Here is a 19,843-nt window from a genome sequence, read left to right on the forward strand (position 1 = left end):
TCGTTCCCTCGAACCCGCCCCGATCCCCTGGAGTCCTCATGTCACATCGGTTCCTCGCCATCGATCCCTCCGAAGTGTCCTCCGCTGCAGCCGATCTCGACCGGATCGCACAGCGACTGACCGATGCGCTAGGGATGGCGCGACAAGTCACCGCGGTGACCGCGCCGGCGCGTGACGAGGTGTCGGTGGGCACTGCTGAGGCGGCTTCGGAACTCGGGACGCGGTTCGGCGTCGACGCCGCCTCGGGAATCCACGAGTTACGCAAGATCGCCGCGGTGCTGCGCGCTGCGGCCTCCGGCATGGACGCCGCCGACGACGCGAGTGCGGCCGGGTTCCGATGACCGGATTCACCGGAGTCATCTGGGATGCGCGGACACCTCGACGACTCGCCGACGATCTCGGTGCCGGACCGGGCGCCGCGCCACTCCACGAGACCGCCGCGTCCTGGCTGCGGCTTGCCGACGAATTCGCCGGGGCGGCAGCGGAATACGCATCCATCGTCTCCCGGCTGCGTGAGCACTGGGAGTCGGGGGTGGCGCAGCCTGCGCTGGATCACCTCGCGACATTCACCGGGTGGCTGGTCGTGGCCGCAGCACGTGCCACGGCCACTGCGGTGACGCTCGGTGCCCAGGCCGCCGCGGTGGACGCCGCCCGCCTGGCGATGCCCGACCTCGGTGAGATCGACCTCCTCGCCTCGATCGCCGACGCCGCGCTGTCGGTGACGGCACTGACGCCCCTGGCGACCGGCGCCGCCGCTCATGCCGAGCGGGCGGTCCACGACCAACGGATGCGCGCCGCCCGGGTGATGGAGGCTTATGAGGCGGCCGGTACGCCGCTGTGCACCCGACCACCGGTGGCCGCACCGGCGCCGATCGTGGTGTCCGATACCGCCCTCATCGCCGAGCGGCACCCGGCGCCGCGGCCCCCGGTTCAGGAGCATCACCACCCGAATACCGCGAGCGCCTCCGGAGCCGGAGCGCTTGCCGCAGCCATGGTTCCGGCCGTCGCGGTGCCACGCGGCAACTACCACCCGGTGTCGCCGACATCGTCACCGGTGGCACCGGTGACGACGGCGCCGAAGGTCTCCGGCGACGCGCTCGCCCCCTCCGCCGGTCTGCCGCCACCGGTGTCGCCGGCAGCGCCGACCCTCGGTGAGCGGGCCACCGTGCGTACGGTTGTCGACGCCGAGACCGTGCCGGTGGCCGGGGACTCCGCGGAGGTGCCGCAGACGTGGGCCGAGGTGGCGGTGGCGGCGGGGCCAGCGCCCGCGTCCGGCGCGCCGGATTCCCGACACATGACCCAGACGGTGACGCTGGCCGAGGGGAGCGGTCGATGATCGCCACCTCGATCCGACTCGACAGCGGTGCCGCGGTCAGGCTCGCCCAGCGGTGTGGGATGACCGACTGGCCGGTGGCGATGGCGGTGTACCCGAGGGCGGACCGGATCGACGAGGCGGCGGCGGCCGGAGCTCACGCCGATCGCATCCTCGAATCCTCCGGGCTGCTGGCCGCGGGTCGGCCGGCCGCGTGGGTGAGCGACGCTGTGGAGGTCCTCGCGGACTCGGAGCGTGAGCTCGAGATCCGCACCGTCGCAACCGATACGGTACACCGCGCCTGCCTTGTCCGGCGCGGCACCCTGCACACGCTCGTCATCGACGATGGTACGCATATGGTGCTGCGGCTCGTCGAGGCCGCCGACACCGCGCGACTCGGCGAACTGGTGAGCCGCGAGGTGATACCGGCACTGCACGGGGTGTGCCCACCGCTGCGCATCGGCGATATCAGCGCTCCGGCAGACGAACTCGCGCAAGTGCTGGGGCATGCCGGCGACCGGGCGGCGCTGAGTTCGGCACTGGCCGGTATCGGTGCCGATTCGACCGACACCGCCCAGTTGTGTGCTGCCCTCGTATCGTGCCGGCGGAGAACCGAGATCGTGGCGGTCGGCAGGGTCGAGGGCCGCGCGGTGCAGTGTCGTGGGACCGTCGGCATCGCCGACACGGAATGTGGACGAATCCTGTTCAGTCCCAACGAATCTCCTGACGGGATCGTGTGGACCACCCTCACCTCCGGGATCGATTCTCGCATCGGCCGGGCCATCGCCGGGCTGCTCGAGACCATCCCGGGAGGTGGGTGGTTTCCGTGACCTCGTCAGGTCCCGACGGGGTCATCGCCCGTGAGGGAATCATTCAGTGGCACCCGCCCGGGTTGTCGCTTCGGGGGCATCGCAATGCCGGTGCCGACATCTATGAGGAGGAGCACCGATGAATCTCAATGGAGCTGTTGATCTCGACGTCGCGTCGGGAATGTCCACCGCGCAATCGGTTTCGCAGATCGTCGACGAGATGCAGGGCATCATCCGGCAGATCGCCGGCACCGCGTCGACCGGCATGGCCAGTTGGAACGGCCGGGCGTCCACCGCCTTCGACTCCACCCACTCGGACTGGAACTCGTCGGCGACGGCACTGAACCAGGCCCTCGACGACATCCGGACGCAGTTGACCGCCGGTTTCACCGGTTACGAGGACCACGACGGGGCCGCGGCGGCAGGGTTCGGCGGTCAGGGTCCGCTCAACCTGTAGACCAGCCCCGACCCCGCCACACCCATTCACCCACATCGCATCACGACAGAAGGAGATCGACATGTCCGGAAGAATCCGATACGACTTCGGCGCCCTCGGTGACCTCGAAGGGGGTCTCGGCGCCCAGTTCAACCGCCTCGAAGACCTCGCATCGCAGCTCAAGACCCAGGTGGCCGCGCTCGACGGCAACTGGCATTCGCCGGCGGCGAAGCAGGCCTACGACCAGGCGCAACAGACCTGGGACCGGGTCTTCAGCGGGTCCCGGGAGCAGTTGCTGGGCATCCAGCGCGGCGTCACCAATGCCCGCACCGTCATGGCCGACACCGACAGCACCATCGCCCGGGGCTTCGGCGGACTCGCCTGAGGTCTGAGGTAGAAGTCTCTCGATCCCGTCGCCCCCGTCGCCCGGCCGGGTGACGGGATCGAGAGCGGTCGACGGCGGCCGGGTCGGAGGAGGACCGCGCGCCCACCCCGGTCGCGCTCATCCCGGCTAGAGTCGGTGTGTTCATCGCCATCTGGGCATGTCCGGCAATTGGGAGGAAGTCGTGTCCGCCGAGGGTTCCAAGAAGGCCATCATCGCGGCGCTGTCGGCCAACGCCGGCATCGCCGTTGCCAAGTTCGCCGGATTCGCGATCACCGGTTCGTCGTCGATGCTCGCCGAGGGCGTGCACTCGGTGGCCGACACCGCCAACCAGGGATTGCTGCTCGTCGGCCAGAACCGGGCGGGCAAACGTGCCGACAAACTGCACCCGTTCGGCTACGGCCGCAGCCGCTACTTCTACTCCTTCATCGTCGCACTGGTGATCTTCGCCCTCGGATCCCTGTTCGCGCTGTACGAGGGTGTCGAGAAGATCACCCACGCACACGATCACGGCCTGGAATCGCCACTGGTCGCCGTGATCATCCTGCTGGTCGCGATCTGCCTGGAGTCCTACAGCTTCGCCACCGCCGCGCGCGAATCCCGTCCGCTGAAGGGATCGTCGAGCTGGTGGCGATTCATCCGCAACTCCCGCAATCCCGAACTGCCGGTGGTGCTGCTCGAGGACACCGGGGCACTGATCGGTCTGGTCCTGGCCCTCGGTGGCGTCGGGTTGACCATGATCACCGGCGACGCGATCTGGGACGGCATCGGCACCGTCTGCATCGGTGTGCTGCTCGGCGTCATCGCGATCGTGCTGATCGTCGAGATGAAGAGCCTGCTGATCGGTGAGGGTGCCACCGACGAGGAGGAACGCCAGATCCTCGACGCCCTCGCCGCCGACGGCGTGGACCGGGTGATCCACATGAAGACCCAGTACCTCGGACCCGACGAACTGCTCGTGGCGGCCAAGATCGCCATGCCACGGTCGGCAGACCTGGCTACGGTGGCCACCGCGATCGACGATGCCGAGGGGCGGATTCGTGCGGCGGTACCGCAGGCGCGGATCATCTACCTCGAACCCGACATCGACCGCAGCGGTCTCGGCCAGGGGTGAGACGGGTGAGCGCCCCGAAGACATGTCCTTGGGCCGAAGGCGATTTGCGCGCGGGTGAGCGGCCGGTCCGATAGCGTCGGGGAGATCACGTCCACACCGGCGCTCACGCGCGCCGCGGAGATGAGGAGGTCGAGCGCATGGCGAACCCGTTGACACGCATCAAATCGGTGGAACAGTCGATGGCCGACACCGACGAGCCCGGCCACCAACTCCGAAAGAACCTCACCGCCTTCGACCTGATGGTCTTCGGCGTCTCGGTGGTGATCGGTGCCGGTATCTTCACCATCACCGCGACGACGGCGGGCAACAAGGCCGGACCCGCGATCTCGTTGTCGTTCATCATGGCCGCCATCGCGTGCGCGCTCGCCGCGCTCTGCTACGCGGAGTTCGCCTCGACGGTGCCGGTGGCCGGCTCCGCCTACACCTTCGGTTACGCCACCTTCGGGGAGTTCCTCGCCTGGATCCTCGGATGGGATCTCATCCTCGAATTCGCGGTCGGCGCATCCGTGGTGGCCAAGGGCTGGTCGTCGTATCTGGGTAGCGTCTTCGGATTCTCCGGCGGCACAGTCGATGTCGGATCGGTGACGATCGACTGGGGAGCGGTGATCATCGTCGCGGTGGTGACGACGCTGCTGGTCCTGGGCACCAAACTGTCATCCCGGTTCAGCGCGGTCATCACCGCCATCAAGGTCGCCGTCGTCCTGCTGGTGATCGTGGTCGGATTCTTCTACGTCAAGACCGAGAACTACAGTCCCTTCGTGCCGCCGGCCGAAACCGCCGGGGACGCACACAAATCCGTCGACTCCTCGCTGTTCTCCCTCATCACCGGCGGCGGTGAGAGTTCCTACGGCTGGTACGGCGTCCTCGCGGCGGCCTCGATCGTCTTCTTCGCCTTCATCGGATTCGACGTGGTGGCCACCACCGCCGAGGAGACGCGCAACCCGCGCAAGGACGTGCCGCGCGGCATCCTCGGGTCGCTGGCGATCGTCACCGTCCTCTACGTGCTGGTCACGATCGTGGTGACCGGCATGGTCAGTTACAAGGAGCTGGCCACCTCCGCCGGCGACGGGGAACCCAAGAATCTGGCCACCGCCTTTGCACTGAACGGGGTGACCTGGGCGGAGAAGACCATCGCCGTCGGCGCCCTCGCCGGTCTGACCACGGTGGTGATGGTGCTGATGCTGGGGCAGTCGCGGGTGTTGTTCGCGATGTGCCGCGACGGTCTGCTGCCGCGTGGGCTGGCCCGGACCAGCCCGCGATTCGGGACCCCGGCCCGGCTGACCATCCTGATCGGTGTCGTCGTGGCCGTCGTCGCCGGCTTCTTCCCGATCGACAAGCTCGAGGAGATGGTGAACGTCGGCACGCTCTTCGCGTTCATCGTGGTCGCGGCCGGGGTGATGATCCTGCGCGCCAAGCGCCCCGATCTCGATCGCGGTTTCACCGTCCCCGGCGGACCGATCATCCCGGTGCTCGCGATCATCTCCTGCGTGTGGCTGATGCTGAACCTGACTGCGCTGACCTGGATCCGGTTCGTCGTCTGGATGGTGATCGGGGTGGCGATCTACTTCCTGTACGGCATGCGGCACTCGATGGTCGGCAAGCGGGAACGCGGCGAGGTCGACGACGAGGTCAGCCTCGACAAATCCTGACCGACGGCGCCGGTGGCGGTGCAGTCTGTGTCCGATAGCCTGATGCTCGGACAGCGCGGTGGTGCGCCGATGCGCGCGAGGGGACCACTGCACCGACAGATCTGACCATCACCGACAGATACGCCGATACGCAAGGGGACCAGATGACCGCACTCCAGGCAGAGCACAGCAACGGAATCGACTTCAAGGTCGCCGACCTCGCGCTCGCCGACTTCGGCCGCAAGGAGATCGAACTCGCCGAGCACGAGATGCCCGGACTGATGTCGCTGCGCCGGGAGTACGCCGACGTCGCACCGCTCAAGGGAGCCCGGGTCTCCGGGTCGCTGCACATGACCATCCAGACCGCGGTCCTCATCGAAACCCTGGTCTCGCTGGGCGCCGAGGTCCGATGGGCGTCGTGCAACATCTTCTCCACCCAGGACCACGCCGCCGCCGCCGTCGTGGTCGGACCGCACGGCACCCCGGATGCGCCCGCGGGCGTTCCGGTCTTCGCGTGGAAGGGCGAGACCCTCGAGGAGTACTGGTGGGCCGCCGAGCAGATGCTCACCTGGCCCGATGAGCCGGCCAACATGATCCTCGACGACGGTGGCGACGCCACCATGCTGGTGCTGCGGGGCGCCGAGTTCGAGAAGGCCGGTGTGGTGCCGTCCGCCGACGAGAACGATTCCGCCGAGTACAAGGTGTTCCTCGACCTGCTGAGCGCGAGCTTCGAGAAGGACGCCACCAAGTGGAGCACCATCGCCGAATCGGTCAAGGGTGTCACCGAGGAGACCACCACCGGTGTGCTGAGGCTCTACCAGTTCGCCGCGGCCGGTGACCTCGCCTTCCCGGCGATCAACGTCAACGACTCGGTCACCAAGTCGAAGTTCGACAACAAGTACGGCACCCGCCACTCGCTGATCGACGGCATTAACCGCGGCACCGACGTCCTCATCGGTGGCAAGAAGGTGCTGATCTGCGGTTACGGTGACGTCGGCAAGGGCTGTGCGGAATCTCTCGCCGGCCAGGGCGCCCGCGTGCAGGTCACCGAGATCGACCCGATCAACGCCCTGCAGGCGCTGATGGACGGATTCGACGTCGTGACGGTCGAGGGTGCGATCGGTGACGCCGACATCGTCATCACCTCCACCGGCAACAAGGACATCATCCTGCTCGATCACATGAAGCAGATGAAGCATCAGGCGATCCTGGGCAACATCGGCCACTTCGACAACGAGATCGACATGGCCGGACTCGAGCGGTCCGGCGCCAAGCGGATCGTCATCAAGCCGCAGGTCGACCAGTGGATCTTCGACGACGGTCACTCGATCATCGTGCTCAGCGAAGGACGCCTGCTGAACCTGGGCAATGCGACCGGCCATCCGTCGTTCGTGATGAGCAACAGCTTCTCCAACCAGGTGATCGCGCAGATCGAACTGTGGACCAAGAACGACGAGTACGACAACGAGGTGTACCGGCTGCCCAAGCACCTCGATGAGAAGGTCGCGCGCATCCACGTCGAGGCACTCGGCGGGGAGCTGACCAAGCTCACCAAGGAGCAGGCCGAATACATCAACGTCGACGTCGAGGGCCCGTACAAGCCGGAGCACTACCGCTACTGATCGGCGGCTTCACCTTTCGAGCGAGATGACAACAGCCCGGCGGATGACCGCCGGGCTGTTGTCGTCGGTAGGTCTCAGGCGGTGATGCCGGGTTCGGCGCCCGGGCAGTAGTACCAGGTGGCGTCCTCACGACGGAACGTCGCCGCGTTCTGCTCCGGGCTCGTCTGCTGTGAACCGAGTTCCAGGTGGGTGGTCACCGTCGACTCGGCGATATCCCCGTTGACCGAGCGCAGGGCGAGTCGTTCCAGCACCAGCGTGCCCTGCTCGGTGGGCACCTCGACCGCGCTGCGGGCCTCCGAGCACACGGTGCCGGCGATCCGGTTGCGGTCCCGGGTGTTGAGGGCGTCGACGTAACGTTGCATCGCGTCGCCGATCGCGTACAGCGTGGACTGATCCGGACTGCCCGACTGCTCCGACGTCGTCGGGGGTTCGGTCCCGTCCGTCGGATATGACCCGCCACCACCCTGCGGCAGGGTGGTCGTCGAGGTGGTCGGGTCGTCGGCGACGGTGGTCGAGGAGTCGCCGGTGTTCACCACGATCAGCGTCACCGCGAGCACGACGATCACCACCACGGCGAGCGCACCTCCGATGATCGCGACGAGTGCGCCGGTGTTGCGCGGCGGCGGTGGGGTGCCGGGTGTGATCCCGGGACCCGGGCCCGGCCCATACTGCGGTGGCGGGCCCTGCGGCGGAGCGCCGAAGGGCTGGGGTGGAGGGCCCTGCGGAGCAGCGCCATGGGGTTGTGCGGGAAACCCCTGCGAGGGTGGCCCCGGCGGGACGAACGCCGGGCCCGGTGGTGCCGCGTGCGGAGGAACCGGAGCCGCCGAACCGCCTTGGTGAGGTGCCATCGGGACCCGATGTGTCGTGGTCGGGCCGTAACCACCCGTCGGACCGGTGGGGCCGGGGGTGCCACCCTGAGATGGCGGATAGGTCATGAATCATCCTCGCGACGTGGGGTCGGCACCAGGCTATCCGACGTCGCCGCCGACCGGCCGTGACCCGTCATTCGGTGAGCAGATCACCGAGCACGGCCGGGTCGTTGTCGCTCACCAGCGTCCACGGCGACACCCACGATTCGACCGCCAGCCGACGGTAGAGCTCGTCCACCCGCACCTGCAGATCGGCATCCTTCTCGTAGTGATCCCGTGGCCGGCCGGGGTCGGCGGCGGCACGGGAGGCCGCGCGATCCATGGCCACCTCGGCGGCGACACCGAGGAGCAGGGTGTGGTCGGGCCGGGGGATCGCGAACCGTTCGAACTCGAGGTCGTGCACCCAGCCGACGACCGCGCCGTCGGCGGGTTCGCGCAGCCGCGCGGCGCTGTAGGCGGCATTGGACGCGACATACCGGTCGGCGACGACGACGTCGTGGGTGTCCAGCGCCTCACGGAGATCGGCGGCGGCATCGCGGCGATCGAGGGCGAACAGCAACGCCATCGCATACACGCTGTCCCGCAGGTCTCCGTGATCACCGTGCAGCGCCTCGGCGGCGATGTCGGCATGCACCGATCGGTGATAGCGCGGAAAGGTCACCGTGGCGACCCGCGCACCCAGGCCGTTCCAATGGTCGAGAAGTCCGGTCACGAGTGTGTTCTTGCCGGCGCCGTCGAGGCCCTCCACAGCGATCAGACGACCCAACGTGTTCTCCTCCGCGATTCTCGCTCGACGATGCACGCCCGGCGCGTCGATCATGGCCGGACGGTCACAACAGTGTCACCATTGTCACCATGAAGCCACGGATCCTCGTCGTCGATGATGATGCCGCGCTCGCGGAGATGCTCACAATCGTGTTGCGGGGTGAGGGTTTCGAACCGTTCGTCGTCGGCGACGGGACGCAGGCGCTCACCGCGGTGCGCGAGATCCGGCCCGATCTGGTGCTGCTCGACCTCATGCTGCCGGGGATGAACGGTATTGACGTGTGCCGCGTCCTGCGCGCCGACTCCGGTGTACCGATCGTGATGCTCACCGCCAAATCCGACACCGTCGACGTGGTGCTCGGCCTCGAATCGGGCGCCGACGACTACATGGTCAAACCGTTCAAGCCGAAGGAACTCGTCGCGCGCGTACGCGCCCGGCTGCGCCGCACCGACGAGGAGCCGGCCGAACTGCTGTCCATCGGGCCCGTCGAGATCGACGTCCCCGCCCACAAGGTCACCCGCGACGGCGTGCCGATCTCGTTGACGCCGCTCGAGTTCGACCTGCTGGTGGCGCTGGCCCGCAAGCCGCGTCAGGTGTTCACCCGCGATGTCCTGCTCGAGCAGGTGTGGGGTTACCGGCATCCGGCCGACACCAGACTCGTCAACGTGCATGTCCAGCGGTTGCGGGCAAAGGTCGAGACCGATCCGGAGAACCCGGAGGTAGTGTTGACGGTGAGGGGGGTCGGCTACAAGGCCGGCCCGCCGTGATCGGCCGCAACAGACGACGCGTCAACAGCACCTTCGGGCGACTCACCCGCTCGGCGAGTTCGCTGGCCTCGGTGTTCGGCCGGATCTGGCGTCGATCCCTGCAGTTGCGGGTCGTGGTGTCGACGTTGGTGCTGTCCGTGGTGGTGCTGCTGATCCTCGGGTTCGTCCTGATGAGTCAGATCACCGACCGGCTCCTCGACGTGAAACTCAGTGCCGCGACCGAGGAGGTCGAGCGTGCCCGCATCGCGGTGGAACGCGACCTGGCCGGCGGCGACGCCAACATGTCGGTGCAGAACCGGCTACGGCAGACGCGGTCGCTGCTGACCGACCGAGACACCGACAGCCCGCAGACGATGGGGAATGTCGGCACCTTCGACACCGTCCTGATCGTGCCCGGGGCCGACGGCGCGGTCACCGGAGTCGGTCCGATCACCGAGATCCCGAGCAATCTGCGTGACATGGTGGCCGGCGGGCAGATCGCCTATCAGTACTCGTCGGTGCCGGCCGCCGGTGGCGGGACACAGCCCGCGCTGATCATCGGGACGCCGACCAACGCGTCGGTGCCGGGACTCGAGTTGTATCTGGTCTTCCCCCTCACCACCGAGGGCAACACCGTCGACCTGGTGCGCGGCACCCTGCTCACCGGCGGGCTGGTGTTGTTGGGGCTGCTCGCCGCCATCGCGTGGCTGGTGTCGCGGCAGGTCGTCATCCCGGTGCGGTCGGCGTCACGGATCGCGGTGCGGTTTGCCGACGGCCGGCTCAAGGAACGCATGCCGGTCCGCGGTGAGGACGACATGGCACGACTGGCCATGTCGTTCAACGACATGGCCGAGAGCCTGTCCAAGCAGATCACCCACCTCGAGGAATTCGGCGGCCTGCAACGCCAGTTCACCTCCGACGTCAGCCACGAACTGCGCACGCCGCTGACGACGGTGCGGATGGCCAGCGATGTGCTCTACGAGGGCCGCGACGAACTCGACCCGGTGCGCCGGCGGTCGGTGGAACTGCTCGACAAGGAACTCGACCGGTTCGAGACGTTGCTGAACGAACTGCTCGAGATCTCGCGTCACGACGCGGGCATGGCCGAACTCGCCGCCGAACGCATGGACATGGCGATCCCCATCGATGCGGCGCTGGCGACCGTCGGTCACCTCGCCGACGAGACCGGCACCGAGCTGGTCCTCGATCTTCCGGCCGAACCGGTCCTCGCCGAGATCGATCCCCGTCGCGTCGAACGGATCCTGCGCAATCTGCTGGCCAACGCCATCGACCACGGCGAACGCCGCCCGGTGACGCTGACCATGCGCTCCGACGGCGACGCGGTGGCGATCACCGTCCGTGATCAGGGCATCGGCCTGCGTCCGGGAGAGGAGAAGCTCGTCTTCAACAGGTTCTGGCGGTCGGATCCGTCCCGGTTCCGACGATCCGGCGGTACCGGTCTCGGATTGGCGATCAGCATCGAGGACGCCCGACTGCATCAGGGACGACTCGAGGCGTGGGGTGAACCGGGGCAGGGCTCCTGCTTCCGTCTCACGCTGCCGCTGGTCCGGGGGCACAAGGTGCTGGGCAGCCCGCTGCCACTCAAGCCGGTGGGGTCGGGCAAGGCCCCCCGCACCGCGGCCACCACGACCGCCGGGCGTGAGGATGCCGATGACTGAGCCGATGCGCGCATCGTCCACTCCCCGTCGGGCTCGGTCCCGTCGGGTTCGTCGTCGGCTGATGGTGGTGGTGTGTGGCGTGGTGGCCGCGCTGACGCTCGCCGGATGTGGGGGAGTGCCCGACGATTCCGCACCCCAACCGATCAGTTCGTTCGCGCGTGAGGGCCCGACCAACTCGGTGCCCGAACCGGAGTCGGACATGGACCCGGAGGCGTTGGTCCGGGCCTTCCTCAAGGCGTCCGCGTCGCCGACCGACGCGCACGCGGCCGCGCGGAAATTCCTCAGCCGCGCCTCGGCGTCGCAGTGGGACGACCGCGGCGATTCGATCGTCGTCGAGAAGATCAACACCTACGTCGATCAGCGCAGCGAGACCGCCGTGCGGATGCGGCTCGTCGGCGACACCGTCGGTGTGCTGCGTCCCGACGGGCAGCTGCTGCCGTCGAGCGGGCAGGTGGAGGCCACCATCACCATGATCCGCGTCAACAATCAGTGGCGCATCGACGGCACGCTGCCCGACCAGACACTCATCGACCGGGATCAGTTCGAGGTCAGCTATCGGCAGGTGTCGGTGTACTTCACCGACCGCACCCGTACCCATCTCGTCACCGACCCGCGCTGGATGTATTCCGGACAGGACTCCGACCCGACGACGTTGATCACCACACTGATCAACGGTCCGGCCACCGATCTCGCGCCCGCGGTGGATTCGGCGTTGCCCGCCGGTGCGGCGTTGCGCGGTCCGGTCACCCCGATCCCCGGTGGCGGCGTACGAATCGATCTCACCGGCATCGGCAACCCCGACGTCCGGGATCGGACCGTGCTGGCGGCCCAGCTGGTCTGGACGCTGAGCGGTGCCGAGGTCGGCGGACCGTATGTGATCAACGCCGACGGTGCGCCGCTGGTCGCCGACCGCTCCGGGGGATGGCAGACCGCCGATGTCCGGTCGTTCGATCCGAACGCGATACCGACCACCGACGTCGGACTCAACATCGTCCGCGACGGCGCGCTGCTCGACGTGATCGACAACGGAACGACCCCGGTCACCGGCGAACTCGGGACTTCCCGTCTGGTGCGTGCGGCCGCGATCGCCCCCGACGGCTCCCGGGTGGCCGCGGTCCTCGCGGTCGCCGGGGATCCGGCCCGGCGGGACCTCGCCATCGGCGACTACGGCGGCGACGTCGTCACCGTCACCTCCGGGACCTCGATGACCCGCCCGTCGTTCGGGTCCGGGGACAACACGGTGTGGTCGGTCGTCGACGGTCGGCCGATCGAGTGGATGCGCGACGACGGCGGTGCCACCCGCATCGTCAATGTCAACGCCGATCAGGTGACCGGCCTGGTCCGTGGCCCGATCACCGAACTGCAGATCGCCCCCGACGGTGTGCGCGTGGCGATGATCGTCGACGGACAGGTTCTGTTCGCGGTGATCGCCACCAACGACGACGGCCAGCTGTCCCTCGAGCAGCCGCGGATCGCCGCGTACAACATCGGCAATCGCGCGGTGTCGCTCGACTGGGCGTCGCCGACCACTCTGGTCATCGCGCGGGATGCGACCGATTCGCCGGTGGCGCAACTGTCCATCAACGGCACCCCGGCGGTGGGATTGCTCAGCGGGAACGTGTCACCGCCGGTCACCGCGGTGGTGGCGAATTCGTCGACGGTCTACCTCGCCGATCAGCGTGGCGTGCTGCGCCTGGGCAGCACCAACGGCCAGGCCGACGAGTACTGGACCGAGGTTGAGCCGGCGATGACGCCGGGCACGATCCCGGTGATCCCCTGACAACTCAGGCGCCGGCGAGCACCAGCACCGCCGCGATGTCGATGCCGTGCGCACGCAGGACCCGGACGGATTCCGCGGCGGTCGCCCCGGTGGTGAGCACGTCGTCGACGAGGACGGTCGTACCCACCGGCAGTGGATCGATCCGACGCAGCCGGATACGGCCGCGCAGGTTGTCCCGGCGGTCCCGCGCATCAAGTCCGGCCGAGTCGCGGGTGGTCGGCGCGGTGACCAGGGCGCTGATCACCCCGGCGCGCGGGCCGATCCGCCGCGCCGCGACCCGCGTCATCGCGGTGACCGGGTCGCCGCCGCGTCGACGGGCGGCCAGGGTGCGGGTGGGCGCCGGGATCAGATGCAGCCGTGGGGCGTCGGGGAGCTCACCCCAGCGGGCCAGGGTGATCAGCGCCGAGCCCAGCAGCGCTCCGAGAGGCTCGGCGAGACCTCGACGTTGATGCTCCTTCAGGTCGAGGATCCCCCGTCGCAGCGGACCCCGGTAGCGGCCCGCCGCCCACACCGGGATGTCGATCGGTACCCGGGGACGCAGCTCCACCGGGGCGTCGTAAGTTGCTTTCGCGCATTGCTCACACCAGTCGTGGCCCTGCGCGCCGCAGCCGGCGCAGCGTCGGGGCAATGCCAGATCGACGCCGTCGACGACGATCTGGCGCAGCGCCGCATACAGGTCCGAGGTCGCCGACACGGGCGCCAGTGTGACAGTCGGTCGGCGGTGACGCGTCGGTCCGCACCGGCCCATCGGCGCGGGTGGGGACGGCGGGTGATCTGGGGATCGCGGCGCGTCGGCCCGACGGTTCGACGGGCCCGACCGACCCCGTCGAGGACCTTCGTCCCCTCTTCAAGAGGGAGATTGTGACGCACTGATCGGAAACATGGCCGCGGAGCGAACATCCGACTACGGTCGAAGGTACAAGAGGTTGACAGGTCATCGCGGACCGCGGGATGTGGTTCGTGCGGGAGGTGAGGCCATCTGCGTCATGGGTGCCGACCGTCGGTCGGTACTGACTCGGTTCCTGCTCCTTCACTGCCGGGCGAACGCCAGAATCGTCGAATACGCAGGGCGCCAACTACTTTCACATCCTCTTGGGCGTCCGAGGTTCGATCCGCCGGGTTCGCGGCATCGTGGGGGCGCACTTTCCAGGAGGTAGTTGAATGTCATCTGTCATCCACCGCAAGGGCCAGCGCGAATCCAAGGTCGCCGCGGTCGACGACTACGACAACGATTCCGCATTTGTCGTTCCCCCCGGGACCGTCGAGTCGGAAGAACCCGCCGAGCCCACCGCGACAGTGGTGTTCAGTGGTCGCAACGTCGACATCCCTGACCATTACCGGATTTACGTCGGCGACAAGCTCGCGCGACTCGAACGGTATGACCCCAGCATCATTCGCTTCGACGTCGAGCTGAACCACGAACGCAACCGTCGGCAGTCCAAGGTCTGTCAGCAGGTGGAGATCACCGCGGCAGGCAAGGGCCCGGTGGTCCGCGCCCAGGCGCACGGCGAGAACTTCTACTCCGCTCTCGAGTCGGCCCTCGACAAGATCGAGTCCCGGTTGCGTCGGGTGAAGGACCGCCGCAAGGTGCACTACGGCAATCGGCGTCCCATCTCGGTCGCCGAGGCGACCGAGGTCGGCGCCCCACCGCTGAAGGACAATCAGCTGTCGGTGCCCGGGCCGCTCCCGGATTCCGCGGAACCGCAGTGGGATGACGGGGTCGCCGAGCGCACGCCCGGGCAGATCGTTCGTGTCAAGGAGCATCAAGCGGTGCCGATGACCGTCGACGACGCGCTGTACGAGATGGAACTCGTCGGACACGACTTCTTCCTGTTCCATGACAAGGAGACCGACAAGCCCTCGGTGGTGTACCGGCGGCATGCATTCGATTACGGCCTGATCCGTCTGGCCTGACCCGATCGAGCCGAGGACTCGCTGGTCGGCACACCGGCCGATCAGTTGGTCCTCAGGCGACCTCGGTACCATGAGAACCGGCCTGTGCGCTGCGCAGGCCGGTTCTCCACGTTTGTCGACATGAGTTAGGGACTCGATCCACGGTGCTGAACAAGCTGCTGCGCGTCGGTGAAGGCCGCATGGTCAAGCGACTCGATGCCATCGCATCGCACGTCGAATCACTCTCCGACGAGGTCGAGGCGCTCAGCGACGACGAATTGCAGGCGAAGACAGCCGAATTCAAGGAACGCCACGCCGACGGCGAGTCGCTCGACGAACTGTTGCCGGAGGCCTTCGCGGTCGCCCGGGAGGCGGCCTGGCGCGTGCTCGACCAGAAGCACTTCCACGTGCAGATCATGGGTGGTGCGGCCCTGCACTACGGCAACATCGCCGAGATGAAGACCGGTGAGGGCAAGACCCTCACCTGTGTGCTGCCCGCCTACCTCAACGCCATCTCCGGCGACGGCGTGCACGTCGTCACCGTCAACGACTACCTGGCCAAGCGCGACTCGGAGTGGATGGGCCGCGTCCACCGCTTCCTGGGCCTGGACACCGCGGTGATCCTCACCGGGATGACCCCGGACCAGCGTCGCGAGGCCTACGCCGCCGACATCACCTACGGCACCAACAACGAGTTCGGCTTCGACTACCTGCGCGACAACATGGCGCATTCCCTCGACGATCTCGTCCAGCGCGGCCACACCTTCGCCATCGTCGACGAGGTCGACTCGATCCTCATCGACGAGGCCCGCACCCCGCTGATCATCTCCGGCCCGACCGAGGGATCGAGCAAGTGGTACGTCGAGTTCGCCCGCATCGCGCCGCTGCTCGAGCGTGACGTGCACTACGAGGTCGACATCAAGAAGAAGACCATCGGTGTCCACGAGGCGGGCGTGGAGTTCGTCGAGGATCAACTCGGCATCGACAATCTCTACGACACCGCGAACTCGACGCTGGTCAGCTACCTGAACAACGCCATCAAGGTCAAGGAACTGTTCCACCGCGACAAGGACTACATCGTCCGCAACGGTGAGGTCCTCATCGTCGACGAGTTCACCGGTCGTGTGCTCGACGGCCGGCGCTTCAACGAGGGCCTGCACCAGGCCATCGAGGCGAAGGAACGCGTCGAGATCAAGGCCGAGAACCAGACCCTGGCGACGATCACCCTGCAGAACTACTTCCGCATGTACGACAAGCTCGCCGGCATGACGGGTACCGCCGAGACCGAGGCCGCCGAGTTCGACCAGATCTACAAGCTCGGGGTGCTGCCGATCCCGACCAACAAGCCGATGATCCGCAAGGACCAGGGCGACCTCATCTACAAGACCGAAGAGGCCAAGTTCGCCGCGGTCGTCGACGACATCACCGAGCGGCACGAGCTGGGTCAGCCGGTGCTCATCGGTACCACCAGCGTCGAGCGGTCGGAATACCTGTCACGCCAACTCAAGAAGCGCGACATCCCGCACAACGTGCTCAACGCCAAGTTCCACGAGCAGGAAGCCCAGATCGTCGCCGAGGCCGGACGCACCGGCGCGGTCACCGTCGCCACCAACATGGCCGGTCGCGGCACCGACGTCGTGCTCGGTGGCAACCCCGACATCATCGCCGACATCCGGCTGCGCAAGGCCGGACTCGACCCGGTCTCCACCCCGGATCAGTACGAGGAGGCGTGGGAGGAGGCCATCGAGACCGCGCGTACCGACGCCGCCGAGGAGGCCGAGAAGGTCCGCGACGCCGGTGGTCTCTACGTGCTCGGCACCGAACGGCACGAATCCCGCCGCATCGACAACCAGCTGCGTGGCCGGTCCGGCCGTCAGGGTGACCCCGGCGAGTCGCGGTTCTACCTGTCCCTCGGCGACGAACTCATGCGCCGATTCAACGGTGCCGCCCTCGAATCCATCATGAACCGGGTCAATCTGCCCGACGACGTGCCGATCGAGGCCAAGATGGTCACCAAGGCCATCCGCAGTGCCCAGACGCAGGTCGAGCAGCAGAACTTCGAGGTCCGCAAGAACGTCCTCAAGTACGACGAGGTGATGAACGAGCAGCGCAAGGTGATCTACGCCGAGCGCCGCACCATCCTCGAGGGCACCGATCACCGGGAACAGATCCTGGAGATGATCGCCGAGGTCGTCGGCGCGTACGTCGACGGCGCGACCGAGGTCGGGTACGCCGAGGACTGGGATCTCGACGAATTGTGGTCGGCACTGAAGACCCTCTACCCGGTCGACCTCGATCCGAAGGAGGTCGTCGGCGAGAACGAGTACGGCGAGCGTGACGACATCTCCGCCGAGGAACTCAAGACCATCCTCATCGCCGACGCGCAGGCCGCCTACGAGGGCCGCGAAGAGCAGATCACCGAGGTCGCCGGTGAGGGCGCGATGCGTCAACTCGAACGCACCATCCTGCTCAGCGTCCTCGACCGCAAGTGGCGTGATCACCTCTACGAAATGGACTACCTGCGCGAGGGTATCCACCTGCGGTCGATGGCCCAGCGTGACCCCGTCGTGGAGTATCAGCGCGAGGGCTACGACATGTTCAGCGGCATGCTCGAGGGCCTGAAAGAGGAGACGCTGCAGTTCCTGTTCAACGTGCAGGTGCAGACCGAGGCCCCGCCGGTACCCGCACCGGCCGCCGCGACCCGCCGCGAGCCGGCCCCGGCACTGGCCGGTGCCGCCGCCGGGAACGGGTCCGCGAATACCGCCGCGCGTCAGGCACCACCGGCACTACGGGCGGTCGGGGTGTCCGACTCGGCCCCGGATGAGTCGGAAATCAGCTACTCCGGTCCCGACGAGGACGGATCGACCGTCGTGCACAGCGAGGCCGACGAACTCGAGGATCCGGCACTGGTGTCGGCGACGCGTCGTGAGCGTCGCGCCGCGGCCCGCGCCCAGGGCAAGACCGCGGGTGGCAAGCCGCCGAAATCCAAGAAGAAGCGGCGCTGAGTGCCGTCGGCGAAAAAACTTTGAGATTCATGGAACCGAAAGGGCGTGTGCTGCGTCCGATCTTCCATGACGCGCACTTTCATCCGGACCCAGCAACCTCCAGCACTGCTCGCCGCCGCCGACCCGAGGCCTGGCCCCGACGGCCCGCCCGTACGACTGGAGATCGTCCCGGCGCCGGCGTGTGAACCCGTCGGCGTGCCCAGCAGTGCCGGTGACACCACCGCGGTGTTCGCGGCGGCGCCATCACTTCCGGTTGCGCCGGCGCGGCGGGCGCCCGTCGGTGTACCGGCGGCGACGATCGAGGCGCGTCGCTTCGCCATCGCGATCATCACCGCCGTGTTCGAGGTGATCGACCGGCGACGCCCCGCCCATCACCTCGAACCGGTGGTGTCGGCGCACCTCGTCGAACACGTCGACACGTTGGTGCGCGCCGATCTCGCGCATACCGATCCGGCGGGCGTCGGTGAGGCGGCCCATGTCCGGCGCGTCCACATCCAGATGCGCGATGCCACCACCGCGGAGATCTTCGGCAGCTACGAGCGGGGACGCCGGGTGCGGGCCTTCGCCGGCCGGATCGAACGGGTGCCGTGCCGGGTTCGCCAGGCGCCCACCCGCAATCGCCCCACGATCCCGGTGCGCGTCGAATACCGTTGGCGGCTGGTGGAATTCGCGCTCACCTGAGCGTGATCTAGAGACCTGCCCCGGACGGGGAGACGAGGATCTTCACGGCGGTCTCGTTGTGATGGAGCAACGTGTCGAATCCGTCGTCGACGAGGTTGTCGAGGCCGATGCGTCCGGTGATGAACGGTGCCAGGTCGATTCGGCCCTCCTCGACCAGTCGGATCGTCGCCGGATGACTATTGACGTAGGCGATGGTGCCGCGCACGTCGAGTTCCTTGAGCACCAGTCTCTGCATGTCGATCGATCCGGGATGGCTCCAGATCGACACCACCACCGCCACGCCCCGGGGTGCCAGGGCATCGACGAGGGCGTCCAGACCGGGCTGGACCGACGTGCATTCGAAGCCGACATCGGCGCCCCGACCGTCGGTGATCGCACGCACGCGCGCGGCGACGTCCTCGGCGGACGGGTCGATCACATGGTCGGCGACCTTGGCGTCGAGTGCCTTCTGACGGCGCAGCGAACTCGGTTCGCTGATGATGGTCCTCACCCCTTCGGCCTTGCACACCGCCGCGGTGAGCAACCCGATCGGTCCGGCCCCGGTGATGAACGCGGTGTCGCCGCTGCGCGCACCGCTGCGTTCCACGGCGTGGAAACCCACCGAGAGCGGTTCGATCAGGGCCGCCTGATCGAGCGGGATCGTCGGCGAGATCGGATGTACCCAGCGACGTTTCACCACGATCTTCTCGCCCAGCCCGCCGCCGCATCCGCCGAGGCCGATGAAGTTCATGTCCGCCGACAGGTGATAGTCGTGACTGTCGGGTCCGGTGTCGACTCCCTCGCCGATGATGTAGGGCTCGACCACCACGTGATCGCCGACCGCGACGTCGTCGACGCCGTCGCCCACGGCGTACACCACCCCCGACATCTCGTGGCCGAGCGTCACCGGCGCGCTTTCCCCACTGATCGGCTGCGGATGCCCGGCCGGTGGGATGAAGATCGGGCCGTCGGCATACTCGTGCAGGTCGGTTCCGCAGATGCCGCACCAGGCCACGTCGATGCCGACGGTGCCCGGTGTCACCACGGGTTCGTCGATGTCCTCGATCCGGATGTCGCCGCGATCGTAGTAGCGGGCTGCACGCATGGAGATCTCCTTTGATCGGGTGCGGCGCTCGGCGATG

General features: G+C 67.7%; 18 protein-coding genes. 14 read left to right on the forward strand and 4 right to left on the reverse strand.

Annotated elements, in window-relative coordinates:
• The first annotated feature begins 38 nt into the window (after window positions 1–38).
• The 8 genes from ACWDPV_RS18965 to ahcY all read left to right on the forward strand — a co-directional run bounded on the left by ACWDPV_RS18965 (window position 39) and on the right by ahcY (window position 7,303).
• A complete protein-coding gene (locus ACWDPV_RS18965; RefSeq protein WP_449744195.1) occupies window positions 39–341 on the forward strand; it encodes a PE family protein in 303 nt (100 codons plus the stop codon).
• Window positions 338–1,336, forward strand: coding sequence for a PPE domain-containing protein (locus ACWDPV_RS18970; RefSeq protein WP_449744196.1), 999 nt, complete (start codon window positions 338–340; stop codon window positions 1,334–1,336). Before ACWDPV_RS18965 ends, ACWDPV_RS18970 begins: the two co-directional genes overlap by 4 nt.
• On the forward strand, window positions 1,333–2,142 hold the full coding sequence (locus tag ACWDPV_RS18975) for an ESX secretion-associated protein EspG (protein ID WP_449744197.1): 810 nt from the start codon (window positions 1,333–1,335) through the stop codon (window positions 2,140–2,142). Before ACWDPV_RS18970 ends, ACWDPV_RS18975 begins: the two co-directional genes overlap by 4 nt.
• Window positions 2,143–2,260: 118 nt before the next feature.
• Entirely contained in the window at window positions 2,261–2,578 is a 318-nt protein-coding gene (locus ACWDPV_RS18980) for a WXG100 family type VII secretion target (protein WP_449744198.1), read from the forward strand.
• Window positions 2,579–2,639: 61 nt separating this feature from the next.
• A complete protein-coding gene (locus tag ACWDPV_RS18985) occupies window positions 2,640–2,942 on the forward strand; it encodes a WXG100 family type VII secretion target (protein WP_348804494.1) in 303 nt (100 codons plus the stop codon).
• Between the two features lie 181 nt (window positions 2,943–3,123).
• Entirely contained in the window at window positions 3,124–4,053 is a 930-nt protein-coding gene (locus ACWDPV_RS18990) for a cation diffusion facilitator family transporter (protein WP_348804581.1), read from the forward strand.
• Between the two features lie 137 nt (window positions 4,054–4,190).
• Window positions 4,191–5,702 carry an APC family permease gene (locus ACWDPV_RS18995; protein ID WP_348804493.1) on the forward strand — a complete coding sequence of 504 codons (1,512 nt, stop codon included), beginning with the start codon at window positions 4,191–4,193 and terminating at the stop codon, window positions 5,700–5,702.
• Between the two features lie 143 nt (window positions 5,703–5,845).
• The gene (gene ahcY, locus ACWDPV_RS19000) at window positions 5,846–7,303 is read left to right on the forward strand and encodes an adenosylhomocysteinase (protein WP_348804492.1); all 1,458 of its coding nucleotides are present in this window, start codon (window positions 5,846–5,848) and stop codon (window positions 7,301–7,303) included.
• Window positions 7,304–7,377: 74 nt separating this feature from the next.
• Here the strand turns inward: ahcY and ACWDPV_RS19005 are convergent, their stop codons facing one another.
• Both ACWDPV_RS19005 and ACWDPV_RS19010 read right to left on the reverse strand, forming a co-directional pair.
• Window positions 7,378–8,238 carry a hypothetical protein gene (locus ACWDPV_RS19005; protein ID WP_449744199.1) on the reverse strand — a complete coding sequence of 287 codons (861 nt, stop codon included), beginning with the start codon at window positions 8,236–8,238 and terminating at the stop codon, window positions 7,378–7,380.
• Window positions 8,239–8,305: 67 nt separating this feature from the next.
• Window positions 8,306–8,938, reverse strand: coding sequence for a dTMP kinase (locus ACWDPV_RS19010; RefSeq protein ID WP_348804490.1), 633 nt, complete (start codon window positions 8,936–8,938; stop codon window positions 8,306–8,308).
• An 80-nt stretch (window positions 8,939–9,018) separates the two neighbouring features.
• Between ACWDPV_RS19010 and mtrA the strand changes: the two genes are divergently transcribed.
• From mtrA to lpqB, 3 genes are read left to right on the forward strand one after another with little or no spacing between them, the layout of a single operon-like run.
• Window positions 9,019–9,705, forward strand: a complete 687-nt coding sequence (gene mtrA, locus ACWDPV_RS19015; RefSeq protein ID WP_348804580.1) for an MtrAB system response regulator MtrA — start codon at window positions 9,019–9,021, stop codon at window positions 9,703–9,705.
• Window positions 9,702–11,363, forward strand: coding sequence for an MtrAB system histidine kinase MtrB (mtrB, locus tag ACWDPV_RS19020; protein WP_348804489.1), 1,662 nt, complete (start codon window positions 9,702–9,704; stop codon window positions 11,361–11,363). Before mtrA ends, mtrB begins: the two co-directional genes overlap by 4 nt.
• Window positions 11,356–13,143, forward strand: a complete 1,788-nt coding sequence (lpqB, locus tag ACWDPV_RS19025) for an MtrAB system accessory lipoprotein LpqB (protein ID WP_449744200.1) — start codon at window positions 11,356–11,358, stop codon at window positions 13,141–13,143. Before mtrB ends, lpqB begins: the two co-directional genes overlap by 8 nt.
• A 4-nt stretch (window positions 13,144–13,147) precedes the next feature.
• On the opposite strand, the gene ACWDPV_RS19030 is transcribed toward lpqB, so the two are convergent.
• Window positions 13,148–13,837 carry a ComF family protein gene (locus ACWDPV_RS19030; RefSeq protein WP_348804488.1) on the reverse strand — a complete coding sequence of 230 codons (690 nt, stop codon included), beginning with the start codon at window positions 13,835–13,837 and terminating at the stop codon, window positions 13,148–13,150.
• A 467-nt stretch (window positions 13,838–14,304) separates the two neighbouring features.
• On the opposite strand from ACWDPV_RS19030, the gene hpf reads away from it, so the two are divergent.
• The 3 genes from hpf (at window position 14,305) to ACWDPV_RS19045 (ending at window position 18,722) form a co-directional block, all read left to right on the forward strand.
• Window positions 14,305–15,057, forward strand: coding sequence for a ribosome hibernation-promoting factor, HPF/YfiA family (gene hpf / locus ACWDPV_RS19035; RefSeq protein WP_449744201.1), 753 nt, complete (start codon window positions 14,305–14,307; stop codon window positions 15,055–15,057).
• Between the two features lie 143 nt (window positions 15,058–15,200).
• Complete coding sequence (secA, locus tag ACWDPV_RS19040) at window positions 15,201–18,041, forward strand: preprotein translocase subunit SecA (RefSeq protein WP_449744202.1); 2,841 nt, start codon at window positions 15,201–15,203, stop codon at window positions 18,039–18,041.
• Window positions 18,042–18,107: 66 nt separating this feature from the next.
• Window positions 18,108–18,722: an Rv3235 family protein gene (locus tag ACWDPV_RS19045; protein WP_449744203.1), complete on the forward strand. Its 615-nt coding sequence runs from the start codon at window positions 18,108–18,110 to the stop codon at window positions 18,720–18,722.
• A 7-nt stretch (window positions 18,723–18,729) separates the two neighbouring features.
• On the opposite strand, the gene ACWDPV_RS19050 is transcribed toward ACWDPV_RS19045, so the two are convergent.
• Window positions 18,730–19,806 (reverse strand): 2,3-butanediol dehydrogenase, encoded by a 1,077-nt coding sequence (locus tag ACWDPV_RS19050; protein WP_348809236.1) that lies wholly within the window; start codon window positions 19,804–19,806, stop codon window positions 18,730–18,732.
• Between the last annotated feature and the right edge of the window lie 37 nt (window positions 19,807–19,843).

The organism is Gordonia sp. NPDC003504 (genome assembly GCF_053587995.1).

Coding starts and splice junctions, on each gene's coding strand:
- ACWDPV_RS18965 (WP_449744195.1), top strand. CDS start 39: ATGTCACATCGGTTCCTCGCCATCGATCCCTCCGAAGTGTCCTCCGCT.
- ACWDPV_RS18970 (WP_449744196.1), top strand. CDS start 338: ATGACCGGATTCACCGGAGTCATCTGGGATGCGCGGACACCTCGACGA.
- ACWDPV_RS18975 (WP_449744197.1), top strand. CDS start 1,333: ATGATCGCCACCTCGATCCGACTCGACAGCGGTGCCGCGGTCAGGCTC.
- ACWDPV_RS18980 (WP_449744198.1), top strand. CDS start 2,261: ATGAATCTCAATGGAGCTGTTGATCTCGACGTCGCGTCGGGAATGTCC.
- ACWDPV_RS18985 (WP_348804494.1), top strand. CDS start 2,640: ATGTCCGGAAGAATCCGATACGACTTCGGCGCCCTCGGTGACCTCGAA.
- ACWDPV_RS18995 (WP_348804493.1), top strand. CDS start 4,191: ATGGCGAACCCGTTGACACGCATCAAATCGGTGGAACAGTCGATGGCC.
- ahcY (WP_348804492.1), top strand. CDS start 5,846: ATGACCGCACTCCAGGCAGAGCACAGCAACGGAATCGACTTCAAGGTC.
- ACWDPV_RS19005 (WP_449744199.1), bottom strand. CDS start 8,238: ATGACCTATCCGCCATCTCAGGGTGGCACCCCCGGCCCCACCGGTCCG.
- lpqB (WP_449744200.1), top strand. CDS start 11,356: ATGACTGAGCCGATGCGCGCATCGTCCACTCCCCGTCGGGCTCGGTCC.
- hpf (WP_449744201.1), top strand. CDS start 14,305: ATGTCATCTGTCATCCACCGCAAGGGCCAGCGCGAATCCAAGGTCGCC.
- ACWDPV_RS19045 (WP_449744203.1), top strand. CDS start 18,108: ATGACGCGCACTTTCATCCGGACCCAGCAACCTCCAGCACTGCTCGCC.
- ACWDPV_RS19050 (WP_348809236.1), bottom strand. CDS start 19,806: ATGCGTGCAGCCCGCTACTACGATCGCGGCGACATCCGGATCGAGGAC.